The organism is Phocaeicola sp. ICN-14070, from assembly GCF_037892625.1.
In the GTDB taxonomy this organism is placed as follows: domain Bacteria; phylum Bacteroidota; class Bacteroidia; order Bacteroidales; family Bacteroidaceae; genus Phocaeicola; species Phocaeicola plebeius.
On sequence record NZ_JBBKBF010000085.1, the window covers coordinates 1 to 11,136 of the forward strand.

Genomic DNA, 11,136 nt, shown 5'->3' on the forward strand with positions numbered 1-11,136 from the left:
TCGCATAGATTTGAGTCGTGACAATGTTCGTGTGTCCCAGAACACGGCTCACGCTTTCAATGGGCATCCCCTTGCTAAGAGCCAGTGTTCCAAACGTATGACGTGCGCAATGGTAGGAGATTTGCTTCTCTATTCCGCATTCTGCCATTACCTTTTTCAGCTGTTTGCACATCGTCCAATAGTTGATTTTCCCGAAAACCAGCTTGTCTTCCGACAGATACTTGTACCGTTCGATTATCTGCAAGGGAATATCCAGCAACTTCACTTGGAACGGGACATTTGTCTTGTGCCGTTTCGACAATATCCATTTCTCACCGTTCACCTCCACTATTTCATCCGTTGTGAGTTCTTTCATATCCACGAAAGACAAGGCGGTGAAGCAGGCGAAAATGAACAGGTCTCGCACCAATGCGAGGGTGGGGTTGTCAAACTCGTGCGCCATGATTCTTTTGATTTCGTCCTCTGTCAGATACTCCCGTTCCTTAACATTCGGGCTGATATGGAACTGCGCAAACGGATTTCTCGGTATCAGTCCGTTATAGTGCGCACGCATGACCACGCCTTTCAGCCACATGCAGTTCAGCCAGATGGTGGCGTTTTTCAGTCCCCGTTCAGCCGTAAGATAAGCCGCAAACTCCTTGATGAAGTCGGGTGTAAGTTCCAGCATGGACATGTCTGTCCGTTTGTAGAATGACTTGATAAAGGCTGCGACATAGTTCCTTGCCCTTACCATGACCTTGTACGTGCCGATGCTGCGGTCTTTACCGACACGTTTCAGAAAGTTGGCGCAATCCTTGTCAAAAGCCTTTATCAGTGTCTCATACTCGCTTCCTACCCCTTGGTAGGCATTGCGCACCATTTCAGCCGTTACGTATGCCTCTCGGTCGGATATGCGCTGATAGTGCTTGATGATTTGCGCCTTGATGTTGTCCAATGCAAGATTGATGTTCCGTGCTTCGGCACTCTTGCCTTTGGCTCGGTTGCCTTTCGCATCCCAAAGGGTTTTCGGGATGGTCTGCTTGCAACTGAACTGCGCCACAGTACCGTTGATTGTCACTCGTCCCATGATGGGGACAATACCGTCTTTCTCCTTGCTGCCGTTCACGTAGAACAGCACTTTGAATGTACTTCTTGCCATACTCGTTTTTTGTTTGCAAAGTTAAATATCAACGAGTTAGACCTTGATACGCAAATCGGTGACAAACGGTGCAATAGCATCTCTCATATGTTAAATCTTACTCTTTCACGGGTAATGATTTGCAAACCATTCTTCTTCTTAAATCCGCTTTTCTTTGCGTTTTCCGATTTTTCGGCTTGTCATCATTTGACACCGTAACAACTCTGATATTAAGTCGTTTAGCGTCATTTCTCCCGTTTTTCGAGGTTATTCCAGAGATTTTATGTAAGTTTGAACAATCATTAAACAGACAATTATCATGAAAATAGAAAAAGCCATTTTTGCCTGCGGATGCTTCTGGGGGGTACAACATCAGATGGAGAGAGCCAAGGGAGTTATTCGCAGCACAGTAGGATATACGGGAGGAAAAGAACAACACCCAACTTATCAGGAAGTAAAAGCACACACTACAGGGCATGCCGAAGCTGTATTAGTGGAATACGATGCGGAGCAGACCACTTACAAGGAATTATGCAAACTTTTCTTCGAGATACACAACCCGGCACAGACAGACGGACAAGGTCCTGACATAGGTCCGCAGTACCGAAGTGAGATTTTCTACCTGAACGAAGCGCAGAAAGCAGAAGCTGAAGCAATCATCCAGCTGCTAAGAGAAAAAGGCTACGAGGTAAATACCCGCCTTACTCCGGCATCCGAATTCTGGCCGGCTGAAGATTATCACCAGCACTATTATGACAAGACAGGAGGAGAACCTTACTGCCACATCCGAGTCAAGAAGTTCTAAACATAAAAAGGGAGGTCTGCCATGAAGCGACCTCCCTTTCTTCTATTTAATAAGATATTTCGTTTTACGCCTTCTTAATATAGTCTACAATCCAAGCACCAACTTCTTTGGTTCCATATTTTGCTCCGCCTTCTACCTGAATTTCCGGAGTGCGTACATTGGCATCCAAAGAAGCATCTACTACACGACGGATAAGTGCACCTTCCTCCTTACAATCGAAATATTCAAACAACATGGCTACGGAAAGAATCTGTGCCAACGGATTGGCAATATTCAGTCCCTTTGCCTGTGGCCATGAACCGTGAATCGGTTCAAACACCGGTGTGCTCTCGCCTGTAGAAGCCGAAGGCAACAAGCCCATTGAGCCGCTGATTACTGAACCTTCGTCTGTCAAAATATCGCCGAACGTATTTTCTGTAACCATTACATCAAAGAACTTGGGTTCCTGAATCATCTTCATGGCTGCATTATCCACAAACATGTAGTCAGTTGTCACTTCCGGATACTGAGGAGCCATCTCCTGTGCAATCTGACGCCACAAACGAGAAGAAGCCAATACATTAGCTTTATCTACCACAGTCAGGTGTTTACGACGTTTCATCGCATATTCAAAGCCGACTTTCAAGATTCGTTCAATTTCCGGACGAGTATACATATTTGTATCGTATGCCTTGTCATTATCCTGGTATTTTTCACCGAAATACATACCACCTGTCAGTTCACGGATACAGAGAAAATCTGCACCGTCTACCAGTTCGGCTTTCAACGGAGATTTGTGTACCAGACACTTGAAGGTCTGTACCGGACGAATATTGGCAAAAAGCCCTAATTTTTTACGCATAGCCAGCAAACCCTGTTCTGGACGTACCTTTGCGGTCGGGTCATTGTCAAATTTCGGGTCACCTACTGCTGAGAACAGCACGGCATCAGCATCCTTACAAATCTGATAAGTTTCTTCAGGGAACGGATCACCTACTTCATCGATAGCATGTGCTCCACAAAGTGCATATTTATAATCCACCTTGTGACCAAACTTTTCACAAACGGCTGTCATTACATCTACTCCCTGAACGGAGATTTCCGGTCCGATTCCGTCACCGGCTAATACTGCTATTTTAAAATCCATAATTGTACGCTTTTAATTTAAATCTTCTATCATGTTCAACATTTTAATTGTCGCCTTGATGGCTGCCTCTGTCTGGTCGGCATCAAACCCTCTTGTACGGAACTCCTTATCCTCATAATTCCAGGTGATAACGGTCTGCACAAAGGCATCCGTACGTCCGCCGGGAGGAATGGTCACAGCATAGTTCAGCAACATCGGGAATTTTCTTCCTAAAGTTCCTTTATATATTTTGCGCAACGCACGTACAAAAGCATCATACTGTCCGTCACCGCTGGAACTTTCCTGATACGTCTTCCCGTTAATCTCAATGCTAAGCGTGGCCATCGGCTTCAATCCCTTGGCGAGGGTTACAAAGTAACTAAGCAATTTCACCTTATTCTGTATGCCATCGTGCTTCAACACATCACTGATGATATACGGCAAATCCTCGGGAGTGACCAGTTCTTTGCGGTCGCCCAGTTCAATGATTCGTTCGGTGACTTTGCGCATGGATTCTTCATCCAGTTCCAGTCCCATACTCTCCAGATTCTTACGGATATTGGCTTTCCCGGAATTTTTTCCTAAAGCATATTCACGCACACGTCCGAAACGTTCCGGAAGCAGGTCGTTGAAGTAGAGTTTATTCTTATTGTCTCCATCAGCATGTACGCCAGCCACCTGTGTAAACACACTTTCTCCCACAATTGGTTTGTTGGCAGGAATCGTCACACCGGAATAAGATTCCACTACCCGACTGACATCATTCAAGCGACTTTCATCGATGCGCGTAATGGCATGAAAATGGTCCTTCAAGATAGCCTGCACACTGGCCAGAGGAGCATTACCTGCCCGTTCTCCCAGTCCGTTGATGGTGGTATGCAATCCTTTCACTCCACTCAATACAGCTGCCAGCACATTACTTACAGCCAAATCATAGTCATTGTGCGCGTGAAAATCAAAGTGAAGGTCTGGATAACGCTTCTTCATTTTACGCATGAATTCGATAACCTGCAAGGGATTGAGAATTCCCAAGGTGTCAGGAAGCATGAAACGACGGATACCGCTGTCGCGCAAACCATCTACCAAACCGAATACATAGTCCGGTGAATCCTTAATACCATTACTCCAGTCTTCCAGATACAAATTGACTTCAAGCCCTCTTTCGTGCGCATAGTCTACCGTATTCCGTATGTCAGCCAGATGTTCCTCCAAAGTCTTCTTCAACTGATAGCGGCAATGCTTTTCAGAGCCTTTCGAAAGCAAGTTGATGACCTGTCCTCCCGCATCATGAATCCAGTCGACCGACATCTTTCCGTCAACGAATCCCAGGACTTCTACCCGCTGCAGTAAACCTCTGCGTGCAGCCCAGTCACAAATCATTTTTACTGCATTGAATTCACCATCCGACACGCGGGCTGAAGCAACTTCGATTCGGTCTACCTTTAAATCCTCCAGCAACAAACGGGCTATCATCAACTTCTCGTGAGGGACAAACGATACGCCACTGGTCTGTTCTCCGTCGCGTAACGTAGTGTCCATTATCTCTATTCTCGGATGATTATTCATAATCACTCTTTTTTACGGTCAGTTGCGTGCCTTTTCAAAAGCCTCTATCTTATCTTTGTTCTCTACCAAGAAGTCAATGTCATCCAGTCCGTTCATCAAACAATGCTTCTTATAAACATTGATTTCAAATGTTTCAGACTTTCCGGTTGCTTTGTTGGTAATAGTCTGTGCCGGTAAGTTCACCTCTACTTCCGTCTGAGGGTCTGCTTCAATCGAAGCAAACAGCTCTTTCAAGAACTCTTCGCTTACCACCACCGGCAAAACAAAGTTATTCAGTTCATTGTTCTTATGAATATCGGCAAAGAAGCTTGAAACTACCACCCGAAAACCATATCCGGCAATAGCCCACGCAGCGTGTTCACGGCTGGAACCGCTACCGAAGTTCTTTCCGGCCACTAAAATCTGTCCGCTGTATTTAGGATTGTTCAGCACAAAATCCTTGTTCAGCGAACCATCCGGATGATAACGCCAGTCGCGAAACAAATTGTCTCCAAAGAATTTTTCATCGCGTGTAGTTGCTTTCAGGAAGCGTGCCGGGATAATCTGGTCAGTATCCACATTTTCCAATGGCAAAGGGATACAAGTACTTGTTATGATATTGAATTTCTGTTTCATGACACTCATTTTTTACATTAACGTTCTTGGATCTGTTATCACACCGGTTACGGCAGCGGCAGCCGCAGTCAACGGACTTGCCAGCAAGGTACGTGAACCCGGTCCCTGGCGTCCTTCAAAGTTTCTATTACTTGTAGATACTGAATATTTTCCGGCAGGAATCTTGTCGTCGTTCATGGCCAGACAAGCGGAACATCCCGGCTGACGGATTTCAAATCCAGCTTCCTCCAACACTTTGTCAAGTCCTTCCTGACGAATCTGTTCGTCTACCATCCAAGAACCCGGAACCAGCCATGCAGTGATATTATCGGCTTTCTTTCTTCCCTTCACAATAGAAGCAAACGCACGGAAGTCTTCAATACGTCCGTTGGTACAAGCTCCCAAGAACACATAATCTACTTTTTTGCCTAACAGACTTTCACCCGGCTGGAATCCCATGTATTGCATGGATTTTTCGAAAGAGCCTTTTTCTACTTCACTCATGCCTCCCGTGGTAGGAATATCCGATGTAACAGCCATGCCCATTCCCGGATTGGTTCCGTAAGTAATCATCGGCTGAATATCTGCAGCGTCATAACGTACTTCCTTGTCAAATACGGCATCGTCGTCGCTCTTCAATGTTTTCCAGTAAGCCAGGGCCTTATCCCATTCTTCACCCTTAGGAGCATATTCACGTCCTTTGATGTATTCAAAGGTCACTTCATCCGGAGCAATCATACCTCCACGGGCTCCCATTTCAATCGACAAGTTGCACAATGTGAGACGTCCTTCCATGGTCAGACTGCGAATAGCTTCACCTGCATATTCCACAAAATATCCGGTCGCACCGCTTGTGGTCATTTTTGACATCATGTACAATGCAACGTCCTTTGCCGTAACACCTTTGCCCAGCTTACCGTCAATCGTGATACGCATGGTCTTGGGACGTGCCTGAAGGATACACTGTGAAGCCATTACCATTTCCACTTCACTGGTACCGATACCAAAAGCCACTGCTCCCATCGCTCCATGAGTAGAAGTATGTGAGTCACCACACACAATCGTCATGCCCGGCAGTGTCAGTCCTCGTTCCGGACCAACCACATGGATAATACCGTTTTTCTTGTTCATCATTCCGAAATGCGTCAGTCCGAAATCGGCTGCATTCTTTGCCAGCGCATCTACCTGTGCCTTAGATACAGGATCTTCGATAGGTTTGTCCTGGTCATGAGTCGGTGTATTGTGGTCCGGCATACAATAGATACGTTCCGGACGGAAGCACTTCAATCCACGGGCACGCATCCCGGCAAAAGCCTGCGGACTGGTTACCTCATGACAGTACAGACGGTCGATATACAACTGGGTAGGTCCGTCTTCCACCTTCTGCACGATGTGTGCATCCCATATTTTGTCGAATAATGTATTAGCCATACGTTTCTCGTTTAATTTATTATTTTCTGAATTTATTGATACAATCGATATATGCTTCTACTGATGCGGCAATGATGTCGGTGTTTGCGCCAAAGCCATAATACATCTGGCCGTCGTATTCCACCTGCATGTGTACTTTACCCACATCGTCACTACCCTTGCTGATGGCCTGAATAGTGAACTCTTTCAAAGTCATCTGGCGTTTGATAATCTGTTTCACAGCCTTGATAGCGGCATCCACCGGTCCATTACCTGTAGCAGCTGCTTCAAAGTGCTCTCCGCTGATATTCAGTCCAAGACTGGCTACCGAACGAACACCTACCCCACTTGTCACTTGCAAGTATTCCAGTTTGATATGGTGGTTCACATTACGGTCGGCTCCTGCCAATACCAAGATGTCATCGTCTGTAATATCCTTTTTCTTGTCAGCCAGTTTCAAGAAATCCTCATATACCTTATCCAGTTTTTCCTGAGTCATTTCCACTCCCAGCACATGCAGACGATGCTTCAAGGCAGCACGTCCGCTACGTGCAGTCAGCACAATGGCATTATCATCGATACCCACATCCTTAGGGTCAATAATTTCGTAAGTCTGCACATTTTTCAGCACACCGTCCTGATGAATACCCGAAGAATGCGCAAAGGCATTACGTCCCACGATAGCCTTGTTAGGCTGTACCGGCATGTTCATCAAGCTGGACACCATGCGGCTGGTAGGATAGATTTTCTGTGTATTGATGTTGGTATCAATCTGAATATCATGGTGACAACGTAAAATCATGGCCACCTCTTCCAACGAGGTATTTCCAGCACGTTCACCAATACCGTTAATGGTTACTTCCACCTGTCGGGCACCATTCAACACTCCGCTGATGGTATTGGCTGTAGCCATGCCCAAGTCGTTATGACAGTGAGTAGAGATAATCGCTTTGTCTATTCCGTCGACATGCTCCATCAGGTATTTGATTTTTGCACCATATTCATCAGGCAAACAATAGCCTGTGGTATCCGGAATGTTTACTACCGTAGCTCCAGCCTTGATTACTGCTTCTACTACGCGTGCCAGATATTCATTGTCCGTACGTCCGGCATCTTCTGCGTAAAATTCCACGTCGTCAACGTAACGTCTTGCATATTTCACGGCAGCTACTGCACGTTCAATAATTTCTTCACGGGTTGAATTGAATTTATATTTGATATGCGAATCAGAAGTACCGATTCCCGTATGAATACGTTTATGCTTGGCATATTGCAGGGCTTCTGCCGCTACATCAATATCTTTCTGTACGGCACGAGTCAGCGCACAGATAGTCGGCCAGGTCACCGCTTTCGAAATTTCAATTACGGAATTAAAATCTCCCGGACTTGAAATCGGAAAACCGGCTTCAATTACATCCACACCTAATGCTTCCAGCTGCTTTGCCACCTGAATCTTTTCCACTGTGTTCAACTGGCATCCCGGTACCTGCTCCCCGTCGCGAAGAGTCGTATCAAAAATAAATAATCTGTCACTCATAATATTATCTTTTTATTTCTTGTTATCTCAAAAAAAAGCCTTTCGCACAAGGAAGTGAGAAAGGCTTGATATAATTTCATTTTTACTATCAGTATGCGCACGACTCACTTCCCACTGGGCTTTCCAGCAGATTAATCAGACCGCATAGCAAAATATGTAAAAACAAGTTGTTCATAATCGTTCGTTTTATCTATTTCCTTTTAGATGCTGCAAAGGTATACAATATTTTGAAATAAGAAAATAAAAAGAAAGTTTTTTCACTATTTAAACAACAAATTCACACAAACAAAAGCAACAGACTATAAATCTATCATTCTGTAAGCAAACGTAGCTCATGCAGACAGGCTTCTACCTCTGTCATGCTTCCCATATGCTTGCCCATATCGTCCGAAAGCTTGACACATTCACGCCATTCCTGACTCTGACTCATCTTGCAGCGTGATAATTTCATCACAATGTTAGATGGCTGATAACCTGTGTCGTTCGTCAAGTTGGTACCGATACCAAAGGAACAGCGGATTTTTCCCTGGCAGTACTGATAAATCTTCAGTGCCTTCTCGAAATCTAATGCATTACTGAAGATAATCGTTTTGGTAGTCGGGTCAATGCCTAACTCCTTGTACCGGGCTATCAACCGCTCTATAAATTCGTATTCATCGCCAGAATCACAACGTACACCGTCAAACAACTTTGCCTGCTTCCGGCTGAAATTGCTGAGGAATGAATCAGATGTATAAGTATCCGACAAGGCTGTTCCCAAATCACCGTCGTACACGTTTACCCAGTTCTCCAATGCCATATAGTTGGCGTGCTTGTAACCAAACTGAGCTCCGTGAAACATAAACCATTCATGAGGATGGGTACCCATAGGGCGCATATCATATTTCATGGCAAGGTGACAGTTAGATGTACCGGTACAATACTGCGCATGTCCCTTCAGATATTCCACCACCAGTTTCTGTACGTCAAAAGAGAAACGTCGGCGTGTACCAAACTCAGAGAAAGGCATCTGGTGAGTATTCGACAAGTTCACCTTATCGGCCAGTTTCGCCAATATCGCCTGCTTGTCAGGAATGCGATTCAAGAATTGATTTTTTATTTCAGAAACAATGGCCAATAGCGGCACTTCATAAAGAGTTACCTTATACAGGTAATCAGTCACCGTCATCTGTAAGTGATGGCGCTCATCCAACCATACTTCAATTTTATTCGGGTCAAACCGGAAAGAAGAAAGCCACTCCCAATACACACTGGGCAGAAAACGACAATGGGTTGTCATGTATTCCTGCTCTTCCGATGTCAGTTTCACCATTTCCAGATTATGGATTTCGTTTTTCAAGGCTTCCAGAAATCCTTCCGTATATTCAGTCTCATCCCTATCTTTAAAAGTAAAAGTTCCAATGGCATAAGGGAATAACTTTATATAAGCGTATGAAGTAGTAAACTTATATAAATCTGTATCCAAAATTGTTTTTATCACCATGATATTTCGTTTTTCTTGTGGTAAATATAAACAAGAAAAAGGATTGTCACAACTATTAAAGTGTCAGACAATCCTTTTTTCTTATTTTAAATTCAAATTATTTCAGTTTTAAGGCCACAATGCAGTCTGCAGAAGGTTGCAGTTTTTCTGTGTGCAATACAATTCCGCCGTGGATTTTCTCCCATTTTACTTTTTCACCGGTACCGAACAAGGTAGAAGAAACGACTTTTTCCGTCACTGGCAAAGTCACAAACTGAGGCATGTGGTCTGCTAATAAATGTACATAAAGCATATTATCCTTACGGGTTGTGGTTCCCCACGAAGCACTCATCACATTTCCAGCAGTAGTGCCATAAATGGTTTCCCCATATTTCGACATCCAGTCTCCTACTCCCTTCAAACGTTCTACAGCCACAGCCGGAAGTTCACCATTAGGCTGAGGGCCGATATTCATCAGCAGATTAGTTCCTTTACCTGCCGCACGTACCAGCAGACGAACTAAATCAGTAACCGACTTATAATTCTGGTCTTTTATTTTGTACCCCCACATGCCATTCATCGTTTCGCAAGTTTCCAACGGAAGAGCACTCACTGACTGCCCAGACAACCCAGCTTTATTCTCACCGGGAAGGTCACGTTCAAACATCTGAAAGTCTTCACCTGGGTAAGGTGTTTTATGATGATTGTTTCCAATCAGACATGCAGGCTGTAATTTGTGAATCAGTTTATACTGTTCCTCTAACTTCCAGTCAAACCCATCGGGCTGGTCCCACATTCCATCAAACCAGATAGCACCAATCGGACCATAGTTAGTCAGCAATTCCGTAAGCTGATGATTCATGAACTGATAATAAGTTGCCCATTCTCCATGTGAGGTACGTCCAGTTCCATGCCCCGTATTTCCCAACGGATAATAATCTTCACGTGTCCAGTCCAGATGCGAATAATATAAATGCAATCTTATTCCCTGCTTGCGGCACTCTTCGGCCAACTCCTTTATCACATCCCGCTTAAAAGGAGTCGCATCCACGATGTCATAGTCTGAATATTTCGTATCAAACATAGAGAATCCATCATGATGGCGGGAAGTAATGCAGATATATTTGGCCCCGGAAGCTTTAATTGCAGCGACCCACTCCTGCGCATTAAAACGTGAAGGATAAAATCCCGATGCAGCTTTCGCATACTCATGGCAATCAATGTTAGCGGTATTCATATACCATTCTCCTTGGCCAAACATGCTATATATTCCCCAATGCAGAAATATACCAAACTTACCATCTTGAAATTCTTTTCGGGCTTGCAGATTCTCTGGAGTTGGTGTATAGTCAGTTCCCTCTGCCTGTGCCGACAATGAAGATATTCCCAATAATCCCCCTAAGAAAACCGTTTTCCAACGGTGTAAGATGCGTGTTCTCATACTTATTCGATAATTAAAAAACAATATAATTAGATTTAATCAGTTGCAAAAATACAATAAAATCTGAGTTACGGATACAAAAAAGCCCCGAAGTATCTT

At 44.5% G+C, this 11,136-nt stretch carries 9 protein-coding genes; 1 reads left to right on the forward strand and 8 read right to left on the reverse strand.

Annotated elements, in window-relative coordinates:
- Positions 1-1,138 (reverse strand): site-specific integrase (locus WKT20_RS16360; protein WP_340417735.1); only part of this gene is annotated, 1,138 nt, incomplete at its 3' end.
- A gap of 298 nt (positions 1,139-1,436) precedes the next feature.
- Here WKT20_RS16360 and msrA point away from each other — a divergent pair.
- Complete coding sequence (msrA, locus tag WKT20_RS16365) at positions 1,437-1,922, forward strand: peptide-methionine (S)-S-oxide reductase MsrA (protein WP_304183443.1); 486 nt, start codon at positions 1,437-1,439, stop codon at positions 1,920-1,922.
- Positions 1,923-1,986: 64 nt separating this feature from the next.
- On the opposite strand, the gene leuB is transcribed toward msrA, so the two are convergent.
- The 7 genes from leuB to WKT20_RS16400 form a co-directional block, all read right to left on the reverse strand.
- Positions 1,987-3,048, reverse strand: a complete 1,062-nt coding sequence (gene leuB, locus WKT20_RS16370) for a 3-isopropylmalate dehydrogenase (RefSeq protein ID WP_117670527.1) — start codon at positions 3,046-3,048, stop codon at positions 1,987-1,989.
- Positions 3,049-3,060: 12 nt separating this feature from the next.
- Positions 3,061-4,593, reverse strand: a complete 1,533-nt coding sequence (locus tag WKT20_RS16375; RefSeq protein ID WP_022052853.1) for an alpha-isopropylmalate synthase regulatory domain-containing protein — start codon at positions 4,591-4,593, stop codon at positions 3,061-3,063.
- Positions 4,594-4,611: 18 nt separating this feature from the next.
- The gene (gene leuD, locus WKT20_RS16380; RefSeq protein WP_117670749.1) at positions 4,612-5,208 is read right to left on the reverse strand and encodes a 3-isopropylmalate dehydratase small subunit; all 597 of its coding nucleotides are present in this window, start codon (positions 5,206-5,208) and stop codon (positions 4,612-4,614) included.
- Between the two features lie 12 nt (positions 5,209-5,220).
- The gene (leuC, locus tag WKT20_RS16385; protein WP_340417736.1) at positions 5,221-6,618 is read right to left on the reverse strand and encodes a 3-isopropylmalate dehydratase large subunit; all 1,398 of its coding nucleotides are present in this window, start codon (positions 6,616-6,618) and stop codon (positions 5,221-5,223) included.
- A gap of 19 nt (positions 6,619-6,637) precedes the next feature.
- Entirely contained in the window at positions 6,638-8,134 is a 1,497-nt protein-coding gene (locus WKT20_RS16390) for a 2-isopropylmalate synthase (protein ID WP_007560764.1), read from the reverse strand.
- 310 nt (positions 8,135-8,444) lie between these two features.
- Positions 8,445-9,617, reverse strand: a complete 1,173-nt coding sequence (pncB, locus tag WKT20_RS16395; protein ID WP_117703082.1) for a nicotinate phosphoribosyltransferase — start codon at positions 9,615-9,617, stop codon at positions 8,445-8,447.
- Between the two features lie 97 nt (positions 9,618-9,714).
- Positions 9,715-11,037 carry an alpha-L-fucosidase gene (locus tag WKT20_RS16400; protein ID WP_340417737.1) on the reverse strand — a complete coding sequence of 441 codons (1,323 nt, stop codon included), beginning with the start codon at positions 11,035-11,037 and terminating at the stop codon, positions 9,715-9,717.
- Positions 11,038-11,136 lie beyond the last annotated feature (99 nt).